Here is a 24353-nt window from a genome sequence, read left to right on the forward strand (position 1 = left end):
ACCGCCGGCCCCGACGGCCGGGATCAGCCGAGATGGTCGCGGATCAGCGCCTCGGCGATCTGCACGGCGTTCAGGGCCGCGCCCTTGCGCAGATTGTCGGCGACGATCCACATCTGCAGGCCGTTCTCGACGGTGATGTCCTCGCGGATGCGGCTGACGAAGACCAGGTCGTCGCCCGCGGCCTCCACGGGGGTCACGTAGCCCTCGTCGGCGCGGTGGTCGACCACCGCGATGCCCGGTGACTCGCGCAGGAGCTCGCGGGCCTCCTCGGCGGAGATCGGCTCGTCGAACTCGACGTTCACGGACTCGGCATGGCCGAGGAAGACCGGCACGCGCACGCAGGTGGCGGCGACCTTGATGGAGGGGCCGAGGATCTTCTTGGTCTCCACCATCATCTTCCACTCCTCCTTGGTGGAGCCGTCCTCCATGAAGGCGTCGATGTGGGGGATCACGTTGAAGGCGATCTGCTTCGTGAAGTGCTCCTTCACGATGGGATCGTTGACGTAGATGCCGCGGGTCTGGCCGAACAGCTCGTCCATGGCCTCGCGCCCGGCGCCGGAGACCGACTGGTAGGTCGAGACCACGACGCGGCGCACGCGGGCGCGGTCGTGCAGCGGCTTCAGCGCCAGCACCATCTGGATCGTCGAGCAGTTGGGGTTCGCGACGATGTTGCGGCGGCGGAAGCCCGCCAGCGCCTCGGGGTTCACCTCGGGGACCACCAGCGGGACGTCGGGATCCATGCGGAAATGGCTGGTGTTGTCGATCACGACGCAGCCCGCGGCGGCGGCGCGGGGGGCGAACTGGGCCGAGACCTTGGCCCCGGGCGAGAACAGCGCGAGATCGAAGCCCTTGAAGTCGAAGCGGGCGAGGTCCTGCACCTTCAGGACGTCGTCCTCGCCGAAGGACACCTCGCTGCCGATCGACTTCTCGGAGGCGAGCGCCGCCACGTCCTCGACCGGGAACTCCCGGTCGGCGAGGATGGAGAGCATCTCGCGGCCGACATTGCCGGTCGCGCCGACGACGGCGACCTTGTAACCCATGGGAGGCTTCCTTTTCACAGAGGGCCCTTGACTTATGGCCTGGACTGGAGAATTGCAAGCGAGCGGCTCGCTGCGAGGGAAGGTCGTCATGGCCGGTCGATTCCAGACCTATGCGGAGTTCTGGCCCTATTACCTGGCCGAGCACAGCCGGCCCGCGACGCGCCTGCTCCATGTCCTCGGCACCGGGCTGGCGCTGGTCCTGCTGGCCGCTGGCATGGTGACGGCCGAGCCGCTGCTGGTCCTGCTCGCCGTGGTGTCGGGATACCTCTTCGCCTGGATCGGGCATTTCGCGGTGGAGCGAAACCGCCCCGCGACCTTCACCCATCCCTGGTGGTCGCTGGTCAGCGACTGGCGCATGTTCTTCCTGTTCCTGGGCGGGCGCCTGGATGCCGAGCTGCGGCGCCACGGCATTCCGGCCGGGCGGACGGCTGCCGCGGAACGACCCTCGTCTCCGGGCACGGGGCGCCATGCCTCGCCGGGCGCGGAGCGCCGGCCGTGAGCGATCTCCGCGAAATCATCGCCCTCGCCATCCGCGGAGCCGACAAGAGCTTCTTCAACGAGGACTACGGCAAGCAGGCGGCCGCGGTTCTCAGCGCCCTGCGCAAGGCCGGGTACGAGGTCGTCCCGAACGAGGCCTCGGACGCGCTGGTGGACTTCGCCTGCGACAACCTTCCCTTCGGGCGGCTGAAGCAGCAGGACTTCATCCGCCAGCTCTACCAGCTGCTGGTCGAGAACGCCCGCAAATACCCGTGACCCCCAAATACCCGTGACCGGGGCCGCATGATCGGCTATGGTACCGCGCATGGTCGATGCGATCCGCATGCCGGGCACCAGCCCGTCCCGATATTGGCGCCGCCGGTTTAAGCCGGCGGCCTAGGATCGCGCACCGTCGCAGATGCCGAAGCCGCCCGGTCGAAGAGGCGGCATCAGCACGCGACCTGCATTTCCACGGCAGACCCGTCACACGTCGAACTCTTTGCCCCGGGCGGCTTCCTGAACCCCAGGAGGATCCCATGTTCGATTTCGACGTCGTCACCGGCCCCGCACTTCCCCCGCGAAATCATCCCGAGCCCGCGGAGCAGGCCCGCCAGCCCCAGGCCGGCCAGCCCGCGGGCAGCAGCCAGGGCGGCCTGGCCGACAAGGCCCCGGCGGGAGCCGAAGCCCGGGCCTGACCGGCCCCTCCGCAGCGGACGCAGCCAGGCTGCGTCCGCGACCACGGGGATCCCGGCGCCCCCCCCCCCCGGGCCTCGCAAGGCCACGCCATGGCGTGCGGCGCCTCGCCCGCGAGTGCCAGCCCCAGCGTGTTCCCCGGGATCACCGCCCCCTTCCCTGCCCGCGACCGCCGCCGTGGCGGCGCGCCCTGCGCGCGTCCGCCCAGATCGGCCCATGAAACGCGGCCTGTGCCGTGAACGCCGGTCTCGCCGGGCCTGCGCCTGAGCCGCCGCGCCTTGGCGACGGCTCGGGACCAGGCTATCCGGCACGATGCCATCGGCCCCGCGAAGGGCCGCCCGCGGGCCACGCATCGCCCGCCGGCAGCATCGGCCGCATCGGCCGAACGTATGAAAATAAACCTTGCATTCGCGTTCGCCAAAGAAAGAAAGTACATCATCTTCCGGCGATGCGGACCCGATGGAACCTTCCGGCTCCCTGATATCCCTGATCCTGCAGCACCGGGCCTCGATGACGGCGCTGCATGGGCAGCTTGCGGACCACATCCTCGAGCATCCGCTGCAATCGGCGACCATGGGCATCGAGCAGCTCGCGAAGTCGGCGGGCGTGTCGATCGCGACGGTCAACCGGTTCGTCCGCTCGCTTGGCCTTGCGGGCTACGCCGAGTTCCGCGCGCGCTCGGTCGAGGCGTTCCGGCGGACCATCGGCCCCATCGAGAAGCTCCGCGACCAGGAGAGCGCCCCGCGCGAGCCCTCGGCGATCTTCGTCAGCTCGCTGCGCGCCGCGGCTGCCAACGTCGCGGAGAGCGAGGACATGCTGCGCGGCGAGGCCTGCCAGCAGGCCGCCGACATGATCCTGTCGGCCAGGACGGTCGTGCTGGTGGGCGCGGGCATCAGCGCGGCCCTCGCCGATTTCACCGCGGAGCTCATCTCGCCCTTCTGCAGGGCACAGCTCCTGCTCACGGGCTGGGGCGGGTCCGAGCGCATGATGCGGCACGCCATGCGGATCGGGGCGGGCGACGTGGTGATCGGGTTGACGGTCCCGCGCTACTCGAAGTCGACGGTCTCGATGGTCAGGACGCTGCGCGACCAGGGGGCCGCCGTCATCGGCATCACCGACGCGCCGACCTCGCCGCTGGTTCCCTATTGCGACGCAGTCCTGTTCGGCTGCGCCCGCCATCCGGTCCTGCACGCGTCGAGCACGGGGATCGTGGCGATGGCCGAGGGTCTCGCCGCGGTGCTCACGCGCCAGCGCCAGACGGTCGCCGAGGCGACCGAGCTCACCGAGCGCATCTACCCCTATCTCGTCGACGACAATGCCGGGCCCGCCGCGGCGGCGCCTGCCCGGATCGAGGATACCGAATGACGCTCGCTTACTGGAACGGCAGCTACGCTCCCCTGGATCAGGTCAAGGTCTCGCCGCTGGATCGCGGCTTCGTCTTTGGCGACGGCGTCTACGAGGTCGTCGCCTTCTACGGGACCGAGCCCTTCGAGATCGACGCCCATCTGGCGCGTCTCGGGCGGAGCCTCTCGGCGCTGCGCATCGCGCTGGATCCCGCTGCCGAACGGCTGGGCGAGGTCCTGCGCCGCCTGCGCGCCGATTGCGGGGCCGCGGACGCGACGGTCTACCTCCAGGTGACGCGGGGCGCCCCGGACACGCGCGGCCACGCCTTCCCGGCGAACACCAGGCCGACGGTCTTCGGCTTCGCATCGCCCCTGTCTCGGCTGAAGCCCGACGCGCTGGCCGCGGGCTTCGCCGCGGTCACCGCCCCCGACATCCGCTGGCAGCGCTGCGACATCAAGGCGATCGCCCTGCTGCCGGCGGTCCTGTCCGCCCAGTTCGCCAAGGAGAATGGCGCGCTCGAGACGATCCTGCACCGCGACGGGCTGGTCACCGAGTGTTCCTCCAGCAACGTCCTGATCGTCCGGGAGGGGCGCGTGGTCACGCCCGCGGCGGACCATCGGATCCTCGACGGCATCAGCCGGCAGGTCGTCCTGCGCATCGCCCGCGGAATAGGCCTGACCGTCGAGGAGCGCGACGTCACCCTGGACGAGCTGAGGACCGCGGACGAGGTCTGGGTCACCAGCACCACCAAGGAGGTCGCGCCCGTCGTCTCGCTCGACGGCGCGGCGGTCGGCCAGGGGCGGCCCGGCCCCGTCTGGCGGCGCATCCGCGGCGCCTTCGATGCCCTGATCAACCGCGGATGATCCCCGAGACCATGTCAGCCATGAACGCCGCCACGAGCGCCGCATCGCCGCTTGCAGCCCCGGCCGTGCCGCTGATCGACGTACAGGGCCTGACCGTCGAGTTCCCGACCGAGGACGGCGCGTTCCGCGCCGTAGACGACTTGAGCTTCAGGATCGAGCGCGGCGAGACGCTGGCCATCGTCGGCGAATCCGGCTCGGGCAAGTCCGTGACCTCCCTCAGCCTGATGCGGCTCGTCGAATTCGGCGGCGGGCGCATCGCGGCCGGCTCCATGTGGCTGAACGGCCGGGACGGCCGGCGTCGCGACCTCGCGCGGCAGTCGCTGCCTGCGATGAACGCCACGCGCGGCGACGAGATCGCGATGATCTTCCAGGAGCCGATGACGTCGCTGAACCCGGTCTTCACCATCGGCGACCAGATCGCCGAGGCCGTGATGCTGCACCAGGGGCTGAGCCGGCGCGAGGCGCGGGCGGAAGCCCTGGCGATGCTGCAGAAGGTCCGCATCCCGGAGGCTCGCCGGCTTCTCGACAGGCACCCGCACCAGCTCTCGGGCGGCATGCGCCAGCGCGTGATGATCGCCATGGCGCTGTCCTGCCGGCCGAGCCTGCTGATCGCGGACGAGCCCACCACCGCCCTGGACGTCACGATCCAGGCCCAGATCCTTCGCCTGATTCGGACCCTGCAGGACGAGATGGGCATGGCCGTGATGTTCATCACCCACGACATGGGGGTGGTGGCCGAGGTCGCGGACCGCGTTCTCGTGATGAATGGCGGCCGCAAGGTCGAGGAGGGCACGGTCGAGGACGTCTTCGCCCGGCCGCAGCACCCCTACACGCGCGCCCTGCTGGCCGCCGTGCCGCGCCTCGGGAGCCTTGCGGGGCAGCCGCTGCCGCGGCGCTTCCCTGCGCTCCGGATGGAGGACGGAACGGCCGCGGACGGCGTCGCGCCGGGCGCCGAGCGGATCCAGGACACGGTCAGGCCGGGGAGGCAGCCGCTCCTCGAGGTCAGCGACCTCGTCACCCGCTTCGAGGTGCGCCGCGGGCTCTTCGGCCGGCTGGCCGGCCGCGTGCACGCGGTGGAGCGCGTCAGCTTCGACCTGCGCCCCGGCGAGACCCTCGCGCTCGTCGGCGAGTCCGGCTGCGGCAAGTCGACGACCGGCCGGACCATCATGCAGATCCAGGAGGCCGATTCCGGGGCGATCCGGTTCAAGGGCAGCGACATCTTCTCGATGTCCCGGGAAGAGCGCTTCCGGATGCGCCGGAAGATCCAGTACATCTTCCAGGACCCCTACGCCTCGCTCAACCCGCGCCTGACGGTCGGCTTCAGCATCGCGGAGCCGCTGATCACCCACGGCCTCGCCACGGGGAGCGAGGTCGAGGAGCGCGTTGCCAAGCTGCTCGTCGATGTCGGCCTGTCGCCCGACCATGCCAAGCGCTATCCGCACGAATTCTCGGGCGGGCAGCGCCAGCGCATCTGCATCGCGCGCGCCCTGGCATCCGAGCCCGAGCTCGTGATCGCGGACGAGGCCGTGGCCGCGCTGGACGTCTCCGTCCAGGCGCAGATCGTCAACCTTCTGATGGATCTCCAGGAGAAGCGCGGGCTTGGCTATCTCTTCATCTCGCACGACATGGCCGTAGTCGAGCGCGTCAGCCACCGCGTCGCGGTGATGTATCTCGGCCAGATCGTCGAGCTCGGGCCGCGCCAGGCCGTCTTCGAGAACCCCCAGCATCCCTATACCCGCCGCCTGATGGCGGCGGTGCCGGTCCCCGACCCGACGCGGCGCGACCGCGACCGTCCGCTGCTCGAAGGCGAGGTCCCCAGCCCGATGCGCCGGGTCGGGGACGAGCCGGAGTGGCAGCGGCTGGTGGAGGTCGCGCCCGGACATTTCGTCGCCCGGCACAGGGTGGGCGACTTCGCGTGAAGCCAAGGCAAGAAGGAAAGACGCAAGTGGCAATCAAGGAACTGATGACGGCCTGCGCGATCGTCGCGCTGGCTGCGATCCCGACGTCGGTATCGGCCAAGACGCTGGTCGTCGGCGTGCAGGACAACCTGACCGGCCTCGATCCCGCCAACGTGAACGACACGCTGTCGCAGACCTCGCTGCGCACGGTCTACCAGGGTCTCTTCGGCTTCGACCGGGACATGAAGCTGGTCCCGCTGCTGGCCGAGCGCTTCGAGGCCAGCCCCGACGCGACCCAATACACCTTCCATCTCCGCCGGGGCGTCAAGTTCCACGACGGGACCGACTTCAACGCCCAGGCGGTGAAGGTCAATATCGAGCGCCTCGCCAATCCCGAGAACCGCCTGTCCCGCCGCAGCCTCGTGTCCATGGTCGACCGGGTCGAGGTCGTCGATCCCTACACCGTGAAGGTGCTGCTGAAGGAGCCCTTCGGAGCGTTCCCGAACAACCTCGCCCATCCCGGCGCGATGATCATCAGCCCGGCCGCGCTGGAGAAGTACGGCAAGGAGATCGGCCGCAACCCGGTCGGGACCGGCGCCTTCAAGTTCAAGCGCTGGGCCGCCGACACCTTCGAGACCGAACGCAACGAGACCTACTGGAAGCAGGGCCTGCCCAAGGTCGACGGCGTCACCATCCGCTCGGTGCCCGAGAACGGCAGCCGCATCGCCATGCTGCAGGCGGGCGAGGCGCAGTTCGTCACGCCGCTGCCGCCGGAGATGGTGGCGGTCGCCGAGCGCAACCCCAACCTCGAAGTCGTGAAGCGGCCCTCGATCGTCGCCTGGTACGTGGCGATGAACACCATGAGGAAGCCCTTCGACGACGTCCGTGTCCGCCAGGCGCTGAACTACGCCGTCAACAAGCAGGCCTACTGCAAGGTCGTCGAGTCCGGCTACTGCGATCCCACCGACTCGCCGCTGCCGTCCCTGCTGCAGTTCTACAAGCAGCAGGAGCCTTACGCCTTCAACCTGGAGAAGGCCAAGGCGCTGCTGGCCGAGGCGGGATACCCGAACGGCTTCGAGACCGAGATGTTCGGGAAGAACAACACCACGGCCATCCGCGCGATGCAGTTCCTGCAGCAGCAGTTCGCGCAGGTCGGGGTGAAGGTGAAGGTGGAGCCGCTCGAGGCCGGCGTCGAGGCGCAGCGGGTCTGGGGCGTGTCCAAGCCCGAGGACGCAACCGTCAGGATGCAGTTCGCCGGCTGGTCGTCCTCGACCGGTGACGCGGACTGGGCGCTGCGCCCGCTCCTGGCGAGCACCAGCTTCCCGCCGGCCATGTTCAACGTCGCCTATTACCGGAACGACGCCGTCGACAAGGCCATCGTCAGCGCCATCGGCACCGCCGATCCGGAGAAGCGGGCGGCGTTCTACGCCGATGCGCAGAAGCAGATCTGGCAGGACGCGCCCTGGGTGTTCCTCGGCACCAACCAGCTCCTGACGGCGCAGAGCAAGGGCCTGAGCGGCGTCTACATGCTGCCCGATCGCGGCTTCTCGCTCGAGGAAGCCTCCTTCAAGGACTGATCGGGACCGAACGTCCCCGCCCCGGGCTCCCGCAGAGCCCGGGGCGGGGACGATGCCGACCTTCTGGATGAGTACATGTTCAACTACCTGATCAGACGCCTGATCGGCACCGTGCCGGTCATCCTCGTGATATCGCTGCTGGTCTTCGCCTTCGTGCACCTTCTGCCCGGCGATCCCGCGCGGCTGGTCGCGGGCCCCGACGCCACCGCGCAGGATGTCGCCGCCGTCCGCCAGGCGCTCGGCCTCGACCGCCCGGTCTGGGAGCAGTACGCGGTGTTCCTCGGCAATGCCGTGCAGGGCGACTTCGGCATCTCGCTGAAGACCCGGCGTCCGGTCAGCGAGGAGATCGGCGAGCGCCTGATGCCGACGGTCTGGCTGACCGTCGCCAGCATGGCCTGGGCGACCGTCGTCGGGCTGCTGATCGGCGTGCTGTCGGCCGTGAAGCGCGGGCGCTGGCAGGACTACACCGGCATGCTGCTGGCGGTCTCGGGGATCTCATTCCCGTCCTTCTGGCTCGGCCTGCTCCTGATCGACGCCTTCTCGGTGCAGCTCGGCTGGCTCCCGACGGGCGGCTACGGGACTTGGCAGCACTTCCTGATGCCGTCCCTGACGCTGGGGCTGGGCGTCGCGGCGGTGATGGCGCGCTTCACGCGCTCCGCCTTCATCGACATCGCCCGCGAGGACTACGTCCGCACCGCCCGCGCCAAGGGCGTGCCGGAGCGCTTCGTGATCTGGAAGCACACGCTCCGCAACGCCCTGATCCCCGTGATCACCATGGTAGGCCTGCAGTTCGGCTTCCTGCTCGGCGGCTCGATCGTCGTCGAGACGGTGTTCTCCTGGCCCGGCCTCGGGCGGCTTCTCGTGGATTCCGTCTCTTACCGCGACTATCCCGTGATCCAGGCGGAGATCCTGCTCTTCTCGCTGGAGTTCATCCTGATCAATCTCGCGGTCGACGTGCTCTACGCCTTCGCGAACCCGGAGATCCGCTACAAATGACTGCCGCCGCAAACCTGGCCTCCGCGGCCGCGCGGCCCGTCCGCAGCCCCTGGCGGGAGTTCCTGCGCCGGTTCCGGCACGAGAGGCTCGCGATCCTCGCCGGCGCGTTCCTGCTCGTCCTCGCGCTGGTCGCGCTCTGCGCCCCCCTGGTCGCGCCGTACGACCCGGCCGAGCCGGACTACATGCGGATCCTCGAAGGCCCCTCCGCCGCCCACTGGGCCGGAACCGACGCCTACGGCCGGGACATCCTCAGCCGCATCATCTACGGGGCCCGCATCTCGCTCGCGGTCGGCTTCCTGTCCGTGACGCTCGGCGGCTTCGTCGGCGTCGCCCTCGGCCTGATCAGCGGCTTCTACGGCCGGTGGGTCGATTCCGCGATCATGCGGAGCTGCGACGTGCTGCTGGCCTTTCCCGGCATCCTGCTGGCGATCGGCGTGATCGCGATCCTCGGGCCGGGCATCGACAACGTGATCTACGCGGTCGCGGTCTTCAGCGTGCCCGTCTTCGCGCGGCTGGTGCGCGGCTCGACGCTGGCGCTCAAGCAGGCCGTCTACGTCGATGCCGCGCGGGCGATCGGCGTGCGCAACCGCATGGTCATGCTGCGCCACCTGCTGCCCGGAACGCTCCCGAGCGTGATCGTCTACTTCTCCATGCGCATCGGGACCGCGATCCTGACGGCGGCGAGCCTCAGCTTCATCGGGCTGGGGGCGCAGCCGCCGAGCCCGGAATGGGGGGCCATGCTCGCGGACGGGCGCAGCTATATCGGCGTCGCCAGCCATGTGACGGTCTTCCCGGGGCTCGCAATCTTTGTGACCGTCCTGGCCTTCAACGTCCTCGGCGACGGCCTGCGCGACGCCCTCGACCCCAAACTGAAGCGCCTGTGATGCCGGGGACCAGGTTGGCCCGCGATTTCGGCCTCGCCTGCGGCACCATGCCGGCGGGGCCGCTCAACGCGATCACCGACGTGCCCGGCGTCCTCGTGGGGCACCGCACGCGCATGGAAGGCGAGCTGCGCACCGGCTTCACCGCGGTGCTGCCCCATGGCGGCAACCTCTACCGCGACAAGGTCCCCGCCGCGGTCGAGGTGATCAACGGCTTCGGGAAGAGCGCCGGCCTGATCCAGGTCGAGGAGCTCGGCGCCGTGGAGACCCCGATCCTGCTGACCAATACCTTCGGGGTCGGAACCGGCTTCAACGCGCTGGTGCGCCACGCCATCGCCGCCAACCCCGACATCGGGCGGGAGACGGCGACGGTGAACCCCGTCGTCTGCGAGTGCAACGACGGCTATCTCAGCGACATCCAGGCCCTGGCCCTGACCGAGGCCGACGCCGCCGAGGCGCTGGCCCGCGCCGCCGGCGGCGCCGTCGAACAGGGGGCGGTCGGGGCCGGCACCGGCATGAGCGCCTTCGGCTTCAAGGGCGGGATCGGGACGGCCTCCCGGAGCCTGGACCTCGACGGCGGCGGGTTCCACCTCGGGGTGCTGGCGCTCGCCAATTTCGGCCGCCCGGGCGACCTGGTGCTTCCGGACGGCCGCCGCCCCGTTCCGCCGGGGACCGACGCGGCCCAGGGCGAGCGCGGTTCGGTGATCCTGGTGATGGCGACCGACGTGCCGCTGGAATCGCGGCAGCTCCGCCGCATCGCGCGGCGCGGCGGCGCCGGGCTGGCGCGCCTCGGCGCCTTCTGGGGCCACGGCAGCGGCGACATCGCGCTCGCCTTCACGACGGCATGCCGCATCCGCCACGACGAGCCCGGCGACATCGTCTCCGTGCGTGTCCTGAACGAGAGCCGGATCGACCTGCTCTTCCGGGCCGCCGCCGAGGCCACCCAGGAGGCGGTCCTGAACGCGCTCTGCGCGGCGCCGCGCACGACCGGCAGGAACGGGCACGAGCGCCCGGCGCTTGCGGACTGGCTCGACAGGGGGAAGGCGCCATGAGGATCTACGTCTCGGCCGATATCGAGGGGGTGGCGGGCGTCGTCTCGCCCGAGCAGTGCCGGCCCGGCAACACCGAGTACGAGCGGGCGCGCCGCCTGATGACCGAGGAGGTCAACGCCGCCATCGAGGGCGCGCTGGAGGCCGGGGCGAGCGAGATCCTGGTCAACGATGCCCACGGCCCCATGACGAACCTCCTGCCCGAGGCGCTGCACGCCTCGGCGGAGCTGATCCTCGGCAAGCCGAAGCCGCTGAACATGTTCGCCGGGCTCACGCCGGACTTCGACGCCGTCTTCTGCATCGGGCATCACGCCCGTGCGGGCGGGTTCGGGATCCTGGCCCACACGACCAACGGCTTCGCCTTCCGCGCCGTCTGCATCAACGGGCGCGAGCTCGGCGAGCCCGGCCTCTACGGCGCCTATGCCGGCACGCTGGGCGTGCCCGTCGCCCTGGTCACCGGGGACGACCGCTGCGCCCGGGAGAACCGGGACCTCTTCCCGGAGGCCGAGCTGGTCGAGGTCAAGCAGGCCCTGGGCAACCGCGCCGGCCGCAACCTTCCGGTCGCTGCGGCGCGACGGGCGATCCGCGACGGGGCGCTGCGCGCTCTGCGCCGCCTGGGCGAGATGAAGCCCTTCGTGATCGAACCGCCGCTGACCCTCGAATTCGAGATGAACCATCCCTCGCTGGCCGATCTCGCGGCGGTGCTGCCGCCGGCGCGGCGCATCGATGCGCTGCGGCTCGAGCTGCCCGCGGCTTCCGTCGGTGACGCGATCGGCTGGATGAACGCCATTTCGGCCATGTCGGCCTTTCTCCGCTGATCCACCTGAGGACCTGAGATGCCCACACCCCGTCCCGTGCTGGCGATCCATGGCGGCGCCGGAACCATCCGGCGCGAGGCCATGACGCCGGAAAAGGAAGCCCAGTACCATGCCGGCCTGCGGGACGCCCTGAGCGCGGGCTATGCCGTCCTCGCCCGCGGTGGCCAGGCGCTGGACGCCGTCGTCGAGGCCGTGAAGTCGCTCGAGGACAATCCGCTCTTCAACGCCGGGCGGGGGGCCGTCTTCAATGCCGCCGGCGGCCAGGAGATGGACGCGGCCGTCATGGACGGGCGGGACCGCAGGGCCGGTGCGGTCGCCGGGATCTTCGGACCGCGCCATCCGGTCCTGGCCGCCCGCGCCGTCATGGAGCGGTCTGATCACGTGCTGCTTGCCGGCGCGGGGGCGCAGCAATTCTGCCGCGAGATCGGTCTCGAGCACCGCGGGCCCGAGTGGTTCCGGACGGACCAGCGCTGGCAGGCGCTGCAGGACGAGCTGGAGCGCCGCCGCAGCGGCGCCGCCGACGATGGGGACGAGGCGCGCCGGCACGGAACCGTTGGGGCGGTCGCCCTGGACGCAAAGGGCCATCTCGCCGCGGCCACCTCGACCGGCGGGATGACCGCCAAGGCCGTCGGCCGCGTGGGCGACAGCCCCGTCTTCGGCTCCGGAACCTGGGCCGACGACAGGACCTGCGCCGTCTCGGCGACCGGCCATGGCGAGCTGTTCATCCGCTATGCCGTGGCCCACGAGATCGATGCGCGCATGCGCTGGGGCAGGCAGTCCCTCGCCGAGGCGGCCGAGGCCATCGTCGCCGAGATCGCGCCGGTCGGCGGCTCGGGCGGGCTGATCGCCGTCGACGGGCTGGGCAACGTCGCGCTGCCGTTCAACAGCTCCGGAATGTACCGCGGCATTGCCGATGCCGAGGGGCTGCGCACCGGGATCTATGCCGGGCCCCTGGTCGGGGCCGGCCCCGACAGCCGGCGCCACGGCACCTGAGGCCGGGACGAGTCGTCGTCGATCGGCCTCCGGCGTCCAGGCGGGCCTGCCTGCGCTGCGGAATGCAGCGGGGCAGGCCGTCATCGCGCCAGCGCATGCGCCGCTCGTCGATGGCCCGCCAAGGGCTGCCATGCGCTCTCGCCGAAGGCCACGCGCCGGTCAACGCCGCGGGTCTTCGGCGCCCTGCAGTCCGCCCGACAGCATGGCGGAGAAGTGGTTGGCGGGGCGCAACGGCATGGCGTCGAACACCAGCTCCTCCGGATCGCGGGTCAGCCGTATCGCGGTCGTGCCAGGCGCCTGTTCCACGAAGGTGTCGAAATGCGTGAAATTGGCTGTCGCGAGATCCAGGACCGGCTCGCGTGAGGCCGCGAGGCTCCCCTTGAAGCCGATCGCCGTCCCGACGCCGACCATGTGCTCGACAATGCGCCGGAACAGCTTCGGCAGGATCACCGCATCGTCCGTCACGACCGAGAGGGAGGTCGCGTTGAAGCCGGTGGTGGTGGCATCGCGGGCATGGATGCCCAGTCCGGCCGTCCGCGCCTGTCGGGTCGCTGTCGCCAACGCACGCCTGAGGTCCGCGAACAGCCCCGTGTAGAAGGTCGGATAGGCCAGCCCCTCCGCCAGCACGACATGGTTGTAGCTCGCCTGGAGCCGATCCTCGTCCAGGAACACCTCGCTGCCGTCGGTCTCGGGCGGCGGGCCCGCGAACACGAACGCAACGGGGCGCCCGAACTTCTCGACGGCCCGGGAGAGGATGTATCCCTCGGTCCCATCGCGGGCCGAAACCACGTTCATCCCGCGGCGGTCCCACACGACGTCCGTGATCCCGACGAAGTCGAGCAGGCGTTGCCGGGCTTTGGTCGCGAGATCCAGGGGCTGGTTGAGGGTGCCGCCGCCGGCGGCCGAGTAATGCGTCTCCAGCGTGTCGATGGCTTCGATGCGCAGCTGCACGTCGCCGCGCTGGTTCACGCTTGCAGGTGGGCCGGACAGGTCTCCCAGAAAGCTCGGCACGTTCGGGCCAAAGCGTACGGAGTCCCCGTCCGGCGAGTAGTTCACAACCCGGAATGTTCCCGCAATTATCTTGAATGGCATGACAACCTCCCTTGGTGACTGGTTGTCGATCAGCCTGAATGCGCGATGCTCTACGCATCATTGCTCTGCACGAAATATCCGGCATCAGTCTGTTTGTGCTACTTCGAAAACAGCGGAATGGCGCTGCCGCAGGAGCCGGTCCGCGGGTCGAGGCTGTGTCCGCTCAACGGGCACAAAGGGGCCAGTCGGCTACCAAAGCGCGGCGAGCCGATCGAGCGAGGAGCGACAGCGGGCAGCAGGATGCTCGGCTGCCTGCCCTGTTGTACCTGTCCCGGAAGCACCCACCCCGGCACTCCGACAGGAGAAGCGTTGTGCGTGAGGACAGGTGATGGGGAACACGGAGATCGAGCTGAAGCTGCGCATTCAGCCCGAGGATCTCGGCAGGGTGGCCGAGCTTCGCGCCCTCGCGGCGGGACAGCCCGAGCGGGCCCCGAAGCGGCTCGAGAGCGTCTATTTCGATACGGAGGACCGCCGCCTGCGGCGCGGCGGCCTTTCTCTGCGCGTGCGCACGCAGGACGGGACACACGTTCAGACGCTGAAGGCCGCGGACGGGTCGACTGGGCCGCTGTTCGACCGCGCCGAGTGGGAGGTTCCGGTGCCCGAGCGACGGCCGGACCTGGTCGCGCTGGATGGTGAGGTCCGGCGCGCACGGCTCGCGGGAGTCGAGCCATCCGAGCTGAAGCCCGCCTTCTCGGTCGAAGTCCGGCGCGCGGTGCGGCTCCTCGACCTTCCCGGAGGTTCGGTCGAGGTCGCGATCGACGAGGGCGAGATCCGCACGGCCGACGGGCGCTGCGAACCCGTGGCCGAGCTGGAGCTGGAGCTGAAGGTCGGACGTCCCGAGGCGCTATACGACTTGGCCCTGGGGATCGCGGAGGCCATCCCGGTACGAATCGAGACCCGCGCCAAGTCGGACCGGGGCTACGATCTGATCTCCCCCGGCGTGCCGCCCGTCGTCAAGGCAGGCAATCTCGACCTGCCGCCCGAAGCGACCACCGAGGAGGCGGTGGAGCGCATCATCCGTCACTGCCTTGCCCACATGATGGCCAACGAAAGAGCCGTGGTGGAGGCGGGCCTGCCGGAAGGCATCCACCAGATGCGGGTCGCCCTGCGCCGCCTGCGTTCGGCGGTCTCTCTGTTCCGCCGCATGCTGCCGCGCGATCAGGCCGAATGGCTCTCCGCCGAAACGAGGTGGATTGCGGCGGAGCTCGGCACCGTGCGCGACTGGGACGTGTTCGGCGAGGAGCTCCTGGGACCGGTCGCTGCGGCGCTGCCCGGCGACCAGCGTCTGGGGCTTGTCGCCGAAGCTGCGTCGGCCGCGCGCGAAGCCGCTTGTGCCTCTCTGCGCGCGAGCCTCGGGTCGCAGCGCTACACGGCCCTGGTGCTGCGGCTCGGGCGATGGCTCGAGGCGCGCAGCTGGAGGCACCAGGATCTGTCCGAGGACGCAGCGCGACTCTTCACGCCGGTGCGTGCACACGCGGACGTGCTGCTCGACCGCCGCCACCGGCAGGCACGCAAGCGGGGCGCCGGGTTCGCGGATATGGACACGGAAGGCCGCCACCGGCTGCGGATCGCGCTCAAGAAACTACGCTATATCAGCGAGTTCTTCCGCTCGCTTTACGAGGGGCGCGCCTACGATCGCTACCTCAAGCAGCTGAGTGCGCTGCAGCAGACCCTTGGCCACCTCAACGACGTGGCGACGGCGCGGCGCCTGGTCGAGACGCTGGCGCAGGATGTCCCGGATGGGCAGGCTGCGGAGCTTTGGGTCGGGGGCGGTCTCGTCCAGGGGTGGCACGCGCACGGCCTGATCGACCTGGAGCCGGAGCTCGTGGCGGACTGGGAGCATTTCTCGAAGGCCAAGCCGTTCTGGGACCGCCCGGCCGCCTCACGATGAATCCCCATCGCGATCGCAGGCAGTACGCCGCTCTGCCATACCGGCTGGTCAAGGGGCACCCGGAGGTCCTCCTGATTACCTCGCGCCGGGCGGGGCGCTGGATCATCCCGAAGGGCGGCGCTGAGGAGGGCGTAGAACCCCACGATCTCGCCGCCCGCGAGGCATACGAGGAGGCGGGAGTCCGCGGTGAGGTCGCCCCGCAGCCGATCGGCAGCTATCGCGACGTGAAGCGGCTGAGGTCCGGCCGGTCCGTCGACCTGGATGTCACCGTGTTCCTTCTGAACGTCACCGAAGAGCTCCAAAGCTGGCCGGAACAGGATCAACGGCGCCGGCGTTGGCTCAGCCCGGGCCGGGCGGCGCTCCTGGTCCGCAAGCGGAAGCTGGCGGCGCTGATGCTGCGGCTTTGGCTCCGGCCGCGTTCGGGCGGCCACGCCGGGGCCGTGAACCATCCGGCCTGATGACAATGGATCGGACTATCAGGCCCCTGCATCCGATGTGACGCCGCTTCTCGCCTGCGTCGCGGCGGCATCGGAGGGTTGTCGCGTTCGACCCCGACGCCGCCGTGCCGCAGGTGAGCCGCGCGCCCCGGGATCAACCGGCTTCGGCCGCCCTGCGGACCGAGGGCAGCGCGGGGGAGCGTAGCACCTGGATGAGGGCAGCCAGTTCCCTGTCGGCAAGTCCCTGGGCCTCGGCCCGGCGCAGCCAGCCGTCAAGCAGGAGCGGCAGGGCCTCGTCCAACCCCAGTGCCTGCGACGTTCCGAGGATGCGTGCGACGGCGGGGATGGAAATCCGCAGCGGGCTCTCGGTGATCGTGAAGTCGCCCGACTGGATCACCTCCCCCTCGTGGCGGAAGAACGCGCCGAAGCTCGGCGAGATGTCCTGCACCAGCCGTCCGTAGGCGCCGACGTCGACACCCACGGTCTCGGCGACCCGCGCGCCGTGCAGGAAGCCCGCGAAGGAGCCATAGACCCAGGACAGCGTCGCGAGGTCCATGTACGCCGCCGCGTCGATCTTCTCGCCGACATGGATCAGGTTTCCGCCGAGCACGCGCAACACCGGCTCGGCCTCGCGGACATCCTTGGCGGGACCGGCGACGAGGATCGGCGTGTCTGGCTGCCCCATCTGGCTGGGAGCCGCCTGGATCGCGCCGTCCAGGTGGCGGGCACCGCGCGCGGTCAGCCATGCGTGGGTCTCGCGGACCTCTTCCGGACCGCTGGTGCCGAGGTCGACGATCAGGCGCCCCCGCACCGCGTCCGCCGCCCCGTCCAAGGCCAGGACCTGGCGCAGGGCCGCGGTGTCCGATACGCAGACAATGGAGATCGGGCTCGCCGCAATCGCCGCCGTGGCCGTTTCCGGCGCAGCCGCGCCCGCTGCCGCCAGCACCTGGGTCGGCCTCGGGCTGCGGTTCCACACGCTTACGCTCCGCCCGGAGACCAGCAACAGCTCCGCCAGTTTCGAGCCCATCTGTCCCAGGCCCAGGATCGTCACGTCGGTCATTTTCCAACTCCGTTGAAGTCGACCTCTGGCTATCTGGACACGTGCCATCCTTGCGGCAAGTACTGACTAAATGGTATGATACTTACCAACTGGTAAGTGATGGGTTCATGCCGAACGGAAGCTATGCCTGCGGGATCGGACCCGCGTTCGAGGTGGTAGGCGGCAAGTGGAAGGCCGTGATTCTTTGGGAACTGCGGGAAGGACCGCTCCGCTTCGGCGAGTTCCGGCGCCGCATCGGGGGATTGAGCGAGAAGGTGCTGATCCAGCAACTCCGCGAACTCGAAGCCGACCAGCTCGTCACACGCCAGGTTTTCCACCAAGTGCCGCCTCGGGTCGAGTACGCCCTCACGGACTGGGGGCACGCCCTCAATGTCGCCCTGGGTCCCATTGCCGATTGGGGTGAGGCCTACGCTCGCGCCACAGGCCGCTGGGGTGACCTGCCCAGCTGAGCTGGGGCAGGCAGCCGAGCCCTCACCCGCCAGCGCTGCCGGACGTCAGAGCCGGCAGGAATCATGCGCTCACGCTCCGTGCGAACGCGCACAAGATCCGCGAGACAAGCCCACAATCACACACACCCCAACTGCTGTACACGGCTCGGATAGCCAATGGGCGAGCGCCATCGCCAAGGCTAGCCCGAGAGCTGGATTGTGGATGAATGATGAAATAGGTATATTCCCGCCTCTCGTGCGTCAGGCGCACTTCGAGGACTCATGCTCGCACCAGAACACATATTCCAGGAAGCCGCGCGTTTGCTGAGCGAGGAGGATCTTTCCCACGCGCTGGGTATCGCGCGGCGACAGTTGGCCGAATGCCGGACGGCAGAGTTCGTGCCGCTGCTGGACCTGAAGGAACGTGTGCTCGAGCGGGAGCTGAGAGGCCGTCGCGACCGCGAAGTGGCCTGATGCCGGACTTCGACTACGCTGGATGGCCGGTGCTGCGCTCCATTGAGGCTTCGCCGTGCCCTTTGCCCTCCTCCTAGACGTCATGCGGGGTTGCGCTTCACACAGCTCAGACATCGCCGCTCGCAGGGCGACAATCTCATTGGCGCCCTCCAGCTGCGCGATGTCGTAGGTGCTGATTGCACTTGTCGCGTTCCGGTCGATCGTCGCCATTCCCTTGCCGGCGACGGGACGGGGTCCCGCAAACCGGCAAGAGAGGGAGCTTGTGACGTCACCGGCGTCGAATGCTGCGCCGGAATGATCGCTCAAGGAGCCTCCCGCGGATTTCGCGCCAACGCCCAGACCTCGGACATGGTTACGAGGCAAGCGGGTCAGCAGGCCGCTTCTCGGCGGCGCTGGTCCTGACATCATTGAGAAGATCCATGATCTTCCCGGCGTCCACGCCGTCTCGTCTCATGAGCAGCTGAACGATCGGATCCTGCAGGATATCTGACAGGGACGGCTCGCCGCGCGGCCTTTGGCAGGACATGGCCCGCTCCATGCTGTGGATTGCGCTCCCATATATCGGGCCCCAGTGACATCCAGGTGACGCCCAATGCGCGCATCCGGAGTACGGCGAGCAAAGCATGACCCGGTGCGGGATGAACTCCGCAAGGCGGGCGAGGTGTTCGCCGGATTCGGAGTGATTTCTATCCTTCACCCCGTCCGCCCATGAGTTAGACGTCGCGGGGTAACGGCGAGCCAAGAAATCCGAGGTATGGCCACGGCCGGTCAAGGCCGGCGCACGGCCTCGCAATTGTGGACAGCCCGGCGCATTCGGGAGCGACGCCGCTGGGACCGAGGTCCTGTCATCCGCCTGTCACGCATGCGGCCTAGGCTCCGTCCCTGCCGGAAGAGGCGTGCGAGGCTGCTGTGGCGGGAGGTGGAATGTCGCGGACGGTGCTGCTCGTCATCGCGTGCTGCGCGGCGCTGGCGGCGCCGCTTCGGGCGGAGCCGGTGACCGGTGCGGGGTCCACCTTCGTTCTCCCGCTGCTCGGGGCATGGGGCCAGAAGTTCCGGACGGTCGAGGCCGATGGCGGCGACTTCCCGGCACCCGAGGGCGGTCTCGACTACGAGCCGGTGGGATCGCTGGGTGGGATCATGCGGGTCATCGCACGGGCGGTCGATTTCGGTGCGACGGACGTGCCACTCGGGTCTGTCGATGTGGAGCGGCATGGCCTGGCGCAGTTCCCGATCGCGATGGGCGGCGTCGCCGTCGTCGCGAACCTGCCCGGGATCTGGAACGGCGCGTTGCGGCTGTCCGGAGAGGCGCTTGCAAGCATCTATCTGGGCACGATCGATACCTGGTCGCATCCGGAGCTGAAGGCCCTCAACCCCGATCTCAAGCTTCCGGAGGCGCCGATCACGGTCGTGCACCGCAGCGACGGCTCGGGCACGACCTACAACTTCACGGCCTATCTCGCCCGTGCCAGCGCTCACTGGCGCGATCGCATCGGGGTCGACACCGAGGTGCGCTGGCCCGTCGGAAAGGGAGCCAAGGGCAGCGGCGGCTTGGCCGAGGCGGTCAAGGCAGCCCCGCACGCGATCGGCTATCTGGAGTTCGGCCAGGCTCTCCGCACCGGCCTTCCGGCGGCTAGCCTCGGCAACGGGACCGGCGGGTTCGTGCCACCGTCCCGGCGGACTCTGGATGCAGCGGCCCGGTCCCTCGACTGGGGTGGCGCAGAGCATTTCGCACTCCAGCCCGTCGCTGCGGTGGCACCGGATATCTATCCGATCACCGCCGCCGTCTTCGCGCTGGTCCCGCGGGAATCCTCGGACCGGCCCGCCGGGCGCCGCGTATTGCGGTTCTTCGACCACGCACTGACGCGATGGTCGGAGGACGCCGTGAACCTCGGCTACGTCCCGCTGCCGGATGACATGGTCCCTCGGATCAAGTCCTACTGGGCGGCAACCCTGCCAGACGCCCCTCACTGAACCGCAAGCGTTCCGCGCTGTCGCCCGAGGACGGGCGGCGGCGTCCCCCCCGCTCCATGACGGCCGGCCGGCCGTGCAATCGGGAAAGGCCAGACATGCAGGTCGATGTCTTCACGCAGATCATCGTGCCGGTCATCGGCGGGCTCGGCATCTTCATGCTGGGCTTGGAGTTCATGTCGGCCGGCATCCAGGCCGTCGCGGTCAACAGGATGCGATCGCTTCTCGGGAAGGTGGCGGGGACGCCGGCCAAGGGCGTTCTGGCCGGCACCCTCATCACCGGCGTGATCCAGTCCTCAACGGCCATGACCGTGATGGTGGTCGGCCTGGTGAACGCCGGCGTCGTCGGTCTCCGCCCGGCGATCAGCGTCATCATGGGAGCCAATATCGGGACGACCCTCGGCAACGGTCTCATCGCCCTGCCGCTCGGCCCTCTGGGTCTGCTGCTCGGCGGGTTCTTCGCCCTCGTCCACATCTTCTCAAAGTCGGAGAAGGTCAAGAACATCGCGCTGGCCTGCATGGGCTTCGCCCTGATCTTCTACGGCCTCAACCTCATGACCGGAGGTCTGCGACCCTTGCGCGGCATGCCCGAGGTCATGGAGCTCATCTCGTCGCTGCGGGCCGACGACTTCGGGGGGCTGCTGGCCTGCGTGGCGACGGCGGCGGTGGTCACGGCGCTGATCCATTCTTCGTCCGCGACGATCGGGATCGTCATGGGCCTGGGATCGTCGGGGATCCTCGACTGGCAGACGGCCGTGGCCTTCTCCCTTGGCGCCGATCTCGGGACCACGATCACCTCGTGGATCGCGTCGCTGAGCCTCTCGAGGAACGCCAAGCGCGCGGCCTATGCCCACATCTCGTTCAACATCATCGGCGTGCTGGTAACCGTGCCGCTGTTCTTCGTCTCGACCGGGATCCTGCGCTACGTCATGCAGTGGTTCGGTGGCGACCCCGGCGTGCCACTGATCGTGAACGGCAAGGAGACATTCCCGCTGGTCCCGGTCGCGGTTGGCCTGTACTCGACCTTCTTCAACATCTTCAACACGCTGCTTCTGTTCCCCTTTACGGGCGTGTTCGAGCGGGTCCTGTCGCGGGTTGGAAGAGACGCATCCGAGGACGTCGAGGACTATTCCGTCCCGAAGTACCTGGGACCGCATCTCCGGGGCGACATCGCCCTGGCGGTTCCGGCGCTCCAAAAGGAGATCGCCCGCCATCTGGAGGCCGGCGCGGTCTTCCTCGACACGGCGCGTGGATTGCCGAACGCTCCCAAGGACCCGGATGCGCACCGCGCCGCGGTGGACATCCTGAGCCGCGACATCGGCAGCTTCGCAGCGACGCTCCTCACGCCGGGGCAGCCCTACGCGCAGGCGGATCTGATCGGCAGCCTGGTCGAGGAGGAGGATTTCGTGGAGAGCCTCGGCCATACGCTCCACCAGATCGCGGTGCGCGTGAAGCGCGAGCCCCTCTCGGGCGCGGGGCGTGAGCTGGTCGGCGGGATCCTTGAGCGAATCGCGGAGGCGGTGTCGGCCATCCTGCCCTCCTCCGACCGCCCCTTGGCCACGGACGCGGCCGCGGAACGACGGGTCCTGGATCTGGGCGACCTGCGCCGGCGCACGCTCTCGCATGACAGCCTCTCGCCCGAGGAGCGCGGCGCGCTCCTCGGGCTGCTCGGCAGCGCCGAGCGCGCGTTCCTGCTGGTCGAGCGCATCGATGCGGAGCGCCGCTCTGTCGACCGTTCCGCAGCCGCGGAGGTCATGGCGACGGAGCCGGGCGCGCTTCCGGTCGGCGGCCCGAGCCCGGCCGTCGCCTGACCTGCATGCCGCCTAAGCTGGATGTCGCCTGAGCACGACGGGTTCGACCCTCTGCCGATCCGCGGCCAGTTCACGAAGCCGTAGCGGCCCCGACAGTCAAAAGGGCATCCTGTCGCCATTCCCGGCGACCCCAGCGCGAGACCATCCCAGCTTCGAGGAGATCCAGGCCGTGGCAAGGACGCTTCCCGTTGCGATCCTCCTGGTGTCAGTCGGGACCGCGGCCGGCAACGTCGGTGGTGCCTGGGCCCAGGCTCGGACGCTGACCGGAGAGCCGCCGCTGGTGGTCGCCCATCGCGGTGCCAGCGGTTACCTGCCCGAGCACACCTTGGCAGCCTATGCCCTGGCGATCGAGATGGGGGCCGACTTCATCGAACCGGATCTGGTTGCGACCAGGGATGGTGTGCTCGTGGCTCGCCACGAACCCATGCTCGGCGGCACCACGGATGTCGCGGACCATCCGGAGTTCGCCGACCGCAGGACCACCCGCGCCGTCGACGGCGCCGATGTCACCGACTGGTTCGCAGGCGATTTTACGCTCGCCGAGATCAAGCGGCTGCGCGCCAGACAGGCGATGGCCGAGCGTGACCAGTCGAGGAATGGCGAGTTCGAGATTCCAACCCTGCAGGAAGTGGTCGAGCTCGTCAGGACCGAGTCGGCACGCCGGGGACGTTCCGTCGGCATCTATCCCGAGACGAAGCACCCGACATACCACCAGCAGATCGGGCTGCCGCTGGAGGACCGGTTGCTCGAGACGCTCGAGGCGGTCGGCTGGACCGAGAAGACGTCACCCGTCATCATCCAGAGCTTCGAGGTCGCAAACCTCAAGTACCTGCGCACGAGAACGGCGGTACGCCTGGCGCAGCTCGTCTCCGCCGACGGCGTCGACAGGGATGGCGCCGTTACATTCGCCGCGCCCTCGGCCCGGCCCTACGACTTCGTCGTGTCCGGGAACGGGCGGACCTACAAGGACCTCGTCACCAGGGAGGGCCTGGCCGAGGTCAAGGGCTACGCGGACATCATAGCGCCCTGGAAGCCGTATCTGATCCCGACGCGCCAGGTCGACCGGGACGGGGACGGCACCCCGGACGACCTCAACGGCGATGGGGTCATGGACGAGCGCGACCGGATCCCGATGCCGCCGACAGGCGTCATCTCGGATGCCCATGCGGTGGGTCTCCAGGTCCACACCTGGACGTTCCGCAATGAGCCGCGGCGTCTGGCCGCCGACTTCAAGAATGATCCGCTCGAGGAATACCGGGCCTTCTATGGCGCCGGCATCGACGGCGTGTTCTCCGATTTTCCCGACACCGCACTGAAGGCGCGGTAGGTGCCGGCGACGGCAAGGCCGTTCACAGCCCTTGCCATGGTCGGGCGGAAACGGAAAGGGCCCCTGGCCGCGGTGGCCAGGGGCCCGGGATCCCGAGCCTGCGGCAGGTGGCGGATCAAGCCGCGAGCTTGTCGAGTTCGCGGACGATCGACTCGCCCATCACGGTGGTCGAGCAGCGGGCCATGCCCGGGGCCATGATGTCGGCCGTGCGCATGCCGCCCTTCAGCACCTTCTCGATGGCGCCCTCGATCAGCTTCGCGTCCTCGTCCATGTCGAAGGAGTAGCGCAGCATCATCGCGAAGCTCAGCAGCGTCGCGATGGGATTGGCGACGTCGCGCCCGGCGATGTCGGGAGCCGAGCCGTGCACGGGCTCGTAGAGGGCGCGGCGGCGCCCGCCCTCCTCGGCGCCCAGCGAGGCGGAGGGAAGCATGCCCAGCGAGCCCGTGATCATCGCCGCCTCGTCCGAGAGCATGTCGCCGAACAGGTTGTCGGTGACGATCACGTCGAACTGGCTGGGGTTCTTCAGGAGCTGCATGGCGCAGTTGTCGGCGTACATGTGCTGCAGCTCGACATCCGCGAACTCGGCCGCGTGCAGCTTGGTCACCTCCTGCCGCCACAGCAGACCGGATTCCATCACGTTGGCCTTCTCGACCGAATGGACCTTCTTGTTGCGCTTGCGCGCGAGGTCGAAGGCCACGCGGGCGACGCGGTGGATCTCGGAGGTCGTGTAGACCTGCGTGTTCACGCCGCGGCGCTCGCCGTTCGGCAGATCGGTGATGCCGCGGGGCTCGCCGAAATAGACGCCGCCCGTCAGCTCGCGCACGATCATGATGTCGAGGCCGCGGACGACCTCGGCCTTCAGGGTCGAGGCGTCGACCAGCGCGTCGAAGACGATGGCCGGGCGCAGGTTCGCGAACAGGCCGAGCTCCTTGCGCAGGCGCAGCAGGCCCGCCTCGGGTCGCCGGTCGAAGGGCACGCCGTCCCATTTCGGCCCGCCCACGGCGCCGAGCAGAACCGCATCGACCGCCATGGCATCGGCCATGGTCTCGTCCGAGACCGGCACGCCGTGCTGGTCGATGGCGCAGCCGCCCACCAGCCCCTCGGCCACGTCGAAGGAGACGTGGCGGCGGCGGTCCATCCAGTCGACCACGCGGCGGACCTGTCGCATCACCTCGGGCCCGATGCCGTCGCCCGGGAGGATCAGGAGCTTCTTGTTGGCGGGCATGTTCGGGTCGT

At 69.3% G+C, this 24353-nt stretch carries 23 protein-coding genes; 18 read left to right on the forward strand and 5 right to left on the reverse strand.

The window, feature by feature from the left end:
* Positions 1 to 23: 23 nt before the first annotated feature.
* Entirely contained in the window at positions 24 to 1040 is a 1017-nt protein-coding gene (locus tag JUB13_RS14400) for an aspartate-semialdehyde dehydrogenase (protein ID WP_207480057.1), read from the reverse strand.
* An 88-nt stretch (positions 1041 to 1128) separates the two neighbouring features.
* Between JUB13_RS14400 and JUB13_RS14405 the strand changes: the two genes are divergently transcribed.
* The 12 genes from JUB13_RS14405 (at position 1129) to JUB13_RS14460 (ending at position 12629) form a co-directional block, all read left to right on the forward strand.
* Positions 1129 to 1539 carry a DUF962 domain-containing protein gene (locus tag JUB13_RS14405; RefSeq protein ID WP_207480059.1) on the forward strand — a complete coding sequence of 137 codons (411 nt, stop codon included), beginning with the start codon at positions 1129 to 1131 and terminating at the stop codon, positions 1537 to 1539.
* Positions 1536 to 1793 carry a hypothetical protein gene (locus tag JUB13_RS14410; protein WP_207480061.1) on the forward strand — a complete coding sequence of 86 codons (258 nt, stop codon included), beginning with the start codon at positions 1536 to 1538 and terminating at the stop codon, positions 1791 to 1793. The genes JUB13_RS14405 and JUB13_RS14410 overlap by 4 nt, the downstream gene beginning before the upstream one ends.
* Positions 1794 to 2053: 260 nt before the next feature.
* Positions 2054 to 2212 carry a hypothetical protein gene (locus JUB13_RS14415; protein WP_207480063.1) on the forward strand — a complete coding sequence of 53 codons (159 nt, stop codon included), beginning with the start codon at positions 2054 to 2056 and terminating at the stop codon, positions 2210 to 2212.
* A gap of 457 nt (positions 2213 to 2669) precedes the next feature.
* Positions 2670 to 3575: a MurR/RpiR family transcriptional regulator gene (locus tag JUB13_RS14420; protein ID WP_207480065.1), complete on the forward strand. Its 906-nt coding sequence runs from the start codon at positions 2670 to 2672 to the stop codon at positions 3573 to 3575.
* Positions 3572 to 4417, forward strand: a complete 846-nt coding sequence (locus tag JUB13_RS14425) for a D-amino acid aminotransferase (protein ID WP_207480067.1) — start codon at positions 3572 to 3574, stop codon at positions 4415 to 4417. Before JUB13_RS14420 ends, JUB13_RS14425 begins: the two co-directional genes overlap by 4 nt.
* An 11-nt stretch (positions 4418 to 4428) precedes the next feature.
* Positions 4429 to 6336 (forward strand): ABC transporter ATP-binding protein, encoded by a 1908-nt coding sequence (locus JUB13_RS14430; protein WP_328702934.1) that lies wholly within the window; start codon positions 4429 to 4431, stop codon positions 6334 to 6336.
* Between the two features lie 26 nt (positions 6337 to 6362).
* A complete protein-coding gene (locus JUB13_RS14435) occupies positions 6363 to 7892 on the forward strand; it encodes a glutathione ABC transporter substrate-binding protein (RefSeq protein WP_328702935.1) in 1530 nt (509 codons plus the stop codon).
* Between the two features lie 75 nt (positions 7893 to 7967).
* Complete coding sequence (gene gsiC, locus JUB13_RS14440; RefSeq protein WP_207480069.1) at positions 7968 to 8888, forward strand: glutathione ABC transporter permease GsiC; 921 nt, start codon at positions 7968 to 7970, stop codon at positions 8886 to 8888.
* Complete coding sequence (locus tag JUB13_RS14445) at positions 8885 to 9772, forward strand: ABC transporter permease subunit (protein WP_207480071.1); 888 nt, start codon at positions 8885 to 8887, stop codon at positions 9770 to 9772. Before gsiC ends, JUB13_RS14445 begins: the two co-directional genes overlap by 4 nt.
* Positions 9772 to 10821, forward strand: a complete 1050-nt coding sequence (locus JUB13_RS14450; RefSeq protein ID WP_207480073.1) for a DmpA family aminopeptidase — start codon at positions 9772 to 9774, stop codon at positions 10819 to 10821. The genes JUB13_RS14445 and JUB13_RS14450 overlap by 1 nt, the downstream gene beginning before the upstream one ends.
* Positions 10818 to 11636: a M55 family metallopeptidase gene (locus JUB13_RS14455; RefSeq protein ID WP_207480075.1), complete on the forward strand. Its 819-nt coding sequence runs from the start codon at positions 10818 to 10820 to the stop codon at positions 11634 to 11636. The genes JUB13_RS14450 and JUB13_RS14455 overlap by 4 nt, the downstream gene beginning before the upstream one ends.
* Before the next feature lie 18 nt (positions 11637 to 11654).
* Positions 11655 to 12629, forward strand: coding sequence for an isoaspartyl peptidase/L-asparaginase family protein (locus tag JUB13_RS14460; protein WP_207480077.1), 975 nt, complete (start codon positions 11655 to 11657; stop codon positions 12627 to 12629).
* A 159-nt stretch (positions 12630 to 12788) separates the two neighbouring features.
* Here the strand turns inward: JUB13_RS14460 and JUB13_RS14465 are convergent, their stop codons facing one another.
* Positions 12789 to 13721, reverse strand: coding sequence for a hypothetical protein (locus tag JUB13_RS14465; RefSeq protein ID WP_207480079.1), 933 nt, complete (start codon positions 13719 to 13721; stop codon positions 12789 to 12791).
* Positions 13722 to 14049: 328 nt separating this feature from the next.
* On the opposite strand from JUB13_RS14465, the gene JUB13_RS14470 reads away from it, so the two are divergent.
* Positions 14050 to 15612: a CYTH and CHAD domain-containing protein gene (locus JUB13_RS14470; protein WP_207480081.1), complete on the forward strand. Its 1563-nt coding sequence runs from the start codon at positions 14050 to 14052 to the stop codon at positions 15610 to 15612.
* A complete protein-coding gene (locus tag JUB13_RS14475) occupies positions 15609 to 16070 on the forward strand; it encodes an NUDIX hydrolase (protein WP_207480083.1) in 462 nt (153 codons plus the stop codon). Before JUB13_RS14470 ends, JUB13_RS14475 begins: the two co-directional genes overlap by 4 nt.
* 133 nt (positions 16071 to 16203) lie before the next feature.
* On the opposite strand, the gene JUB13_RS14480 is transcribed toward JUB13_RS14475, so the two are convergent.
* Positions 16204 to 17109, reverse strand: a complete 906-nt coding sequence (locus tag JUB13_RS14480) for an NAD(P)-dependent oxidoreductase (protein ID WP_207480085.1) — start codon at positions 17107 to 17109, stop codon at positions 16204 to 16206.
* Between the two features lie 107 nt (positions 17110 to 17216).
* On the opposite strand from JUB13_RS14480, the gene JUB13_RS14485 reads away from it, so the two are divergent.
* A complete protein-coding gene (locus JUB13_RS14485) occupies positions 17217 to 17558 on the forward strand; it encodes a winged helix-turn-helix transcriptional regulator (protein ID WP_207480087.1) in 342 nt (113 codons plus the stop codon).
* 240 nt (positions 17559 to 17798) lie between these two features.
* On the opposite strand, the gene JUB13_RS14490 is transcribed toward JUB13_RS14485, so the two are convergent.
* Entirely contained in the window at positions 17799 to 18317 is a 519-nt protein-coding gene (locus JUB13_RS14490; RefSeq protein ID WP_207480089.1) for a hypothetical protein, read from the reverse strand.
* 618 nt (positions 18318 to 18935) lie between these two features.
* Between JUB13_RS14490 and pstS the strand changes: the two genes are divergently transcribed.
* The 3 genes from pstS (at position 18936) to JUB13_RS14505 (ending at position 23117) form a co-directional block, all read left to right on the forward strand.
* Positions 18936 to 19982 (forward strand): phosphate ABC transporter substrate-binding protein PstS, encoded by a 1047-nt coding sequence (gene pstS, locus JUB13_RS14495; protein WP_207480091.1) that lies wholly within the window; start codon positions 18936 to 18938, stop codon positions 19980 to 19982.
* 95 nt (positions 19983 to 20077) lie between these two features.
* Positions 20078 to 21790, forward strand: a complete 1713-nt coding sequence (locus JUB13_RS14500; RefSeq protein ID WP_207480093.1) for a Na/Pi cotransporter family protein — start codon at positions 20078 to 20080, stop codon at positions 21788 to 21790.
* A 169-nt stretch (positions 21791 to 21959) separates the two neighbouring features.
* Positions 21960 to 23117, forward strand: a complete 1158-nt coding sequence (locus JUB13_RS14505; protein WP_207480095.1) for a glycerophosphodiester phosphodiesterase — start codon at positions 21960 to 21962, stop codon at positions 23115 to 23117.
* A gap of 115 nt (positions 23118 to 23232) precedes the next feature.
* Here the strand turns inward: JUB13_RS14505 and leuB are convergent, their stop codons facing one another.
* Positions 23233 to 24342: a 3-isopropylmalate dehydrogenase gene (leuB, locus tag JUB13_RS14510; protein WP_207480097.1), complete on the reverse strand. Its 1110-nt coding sequence runs from the start codon at positions 24340 to 24342 to the stop codon at positions 23233 to 23235.
* Positions 24343 to 24353: the final 11 nt, after the last annotated feature.

Source organism: Arenibaculum pallidiluteum, from assembly GCF_017355985.1.
Classification (GTDB): domain Bacteria; phylum Pseudomonadota; class Alphaproteobacteria; order Azospirillales; family Azospirillaceae; genus Arenibaculum; species Arenibaculum pallidiluteum.

What these genes read in the sequence shown, in the direction of transcription:
- JUB13_RS14400 (WP_207480057.1), bottom strand. Translation starts at nt 1,040, where the DNA reads ATGGGTTACAAGGTCGCCGTCGTCGGCGCGACCGGCAATGTCGGCCGC.
- JUB13_RS14405 (WP_207480059.1), top strand. Translation starts at nt 1,129, where the DNA reads ATGGCCGGTCGATTCCAGACCTATGCGGAGTTCTGGCCCTATTACCTG.
- JUB13_RS14415 (WP_207480063.1), top strand. Translation starts at nt 2,054, where the DNA reads ATGTTCGATTTCGACGTCGTCACCGGCCCCGCACTTCCCCCGCGAAAT.
- JUB13_RS14420 (WP_207480065.1), top strand. Translation starts at nt 2,670, where the DNA reads ATGGAACCTTCCGGCTCCCTGATATCCCTGATCCTGCAGCACCGGGCC.
- JUB13_RS14425 (WP_207480067.1), top strand. Translation starts at nt 3,572, where the DNA reads ATGACGCTCGCTTACTGGAACGGCAGCTACGCTCCCCTGGATCAGGTC.
- JUB13_RS14430 (WP_328702934.1), top strand. Translation starts at nt 4,429, where the DNA reads ATGTCAGCCATGAACGCCGCCACGAGCGCCGCATCGCCGCTTGCAGCC.
- gsiC (WP_207480069.1), top strand. Translation starts at nt 7,968, where the DNA reads ATGTTCAACTACCTGATCAGACGCCTGATCGGCACCGTGCCGGTCATC.
- JUB13_RS14445 (WP_207480071.1), top strand. Translation starts at nt 8,885, where the DNA reads ATGACTGCCGCCGCAAACCTGGCCTCCGCGGCCGCGCGGCCCGTCCGC.
- JUB13_RS14450 (WP_207480073.1), top strand. Translation starts at nt 9,772, where the DNA reads ATGCCGGGGACCAGGTTGGCCCGCGATTTCGGCCTCGCCTGCGGCACC.
- JUB13_RS14455 (WP_207480075.1), top strand. Translation starts at nt 10,818, where the DNA reads ATGAGGATCTACGTCTCGGCCGATATCGAGGGGGTGGCGGGCGTCGTC.
- JUB13_RS14460 (WP_207480077.1), top strand. Translation starts at nt 11,655, where the DNA reads ATGCCCACACCCCGTCCCGTGCTGGCGATCCATGGCGGCGCCGGAACC.
- JUB13_RS14465 (WP_207480079.1), bottom strand. Translation starts at nt 13,721, where the DNA reads ATGCCATTCAAGATAATTGCGGGAACATTCCGGGTTGTGAACTACTCG.
- JUB13_RS14470 (WP_207480081.1), top strand. Translation starts at nt 14,050, where the DNA reads ATGGGGAACACGGAGATCGAGCTGAAGCTGCGCATTCAGCCCGAGGAT.
- JUB13_RS14475 (WP_207480083.1), top strand. Translation starts at nt 15,609, where the DNA reads ATGAATCCCCATCGCGATCGCAGGCAGTACGCCGCTCTGCCATACCGG.
- JUB13_RS14480 (WP_207480085.1), bottom strand. Translation starts at nt 17,109, where the DNA reads ATGACCGACGTGACGATCCTGGGCCTGGGACAGATGGGCTCGAAACTG.
- JUB13_RS14485 (WP_207480087.1), top strand. Translation starts at nt 17,217, where the DNA reads ATGCCGAACGGAAGCTATGCCTGCGGGATCGGACCCGCGTTCGAGGTG.
- pstS (WP_207480091.1), top strand. Translation starts at nt 18,936, where the DNA reads ATGTCGCGGACGGTGCTGCTCGTCATCGCGTGCTGCGCGGCGCTGGCG.
- JUB13_RS14500 (WP_207480093.1), top strand. Translation starts at nt 20,078, where the DNA reads ATGCAGGTCGATGTCTTCACGCAGATCATCGTGCCGGTCATCGGCGGG.
- leuB (WP_207480097.1), bottom strand. Translation starts at nt 24,342, where the DNA reads ATGCCCGCCAACAAGAAGCTCCTGATCCTCCCGGGCGACGGCATCGGG.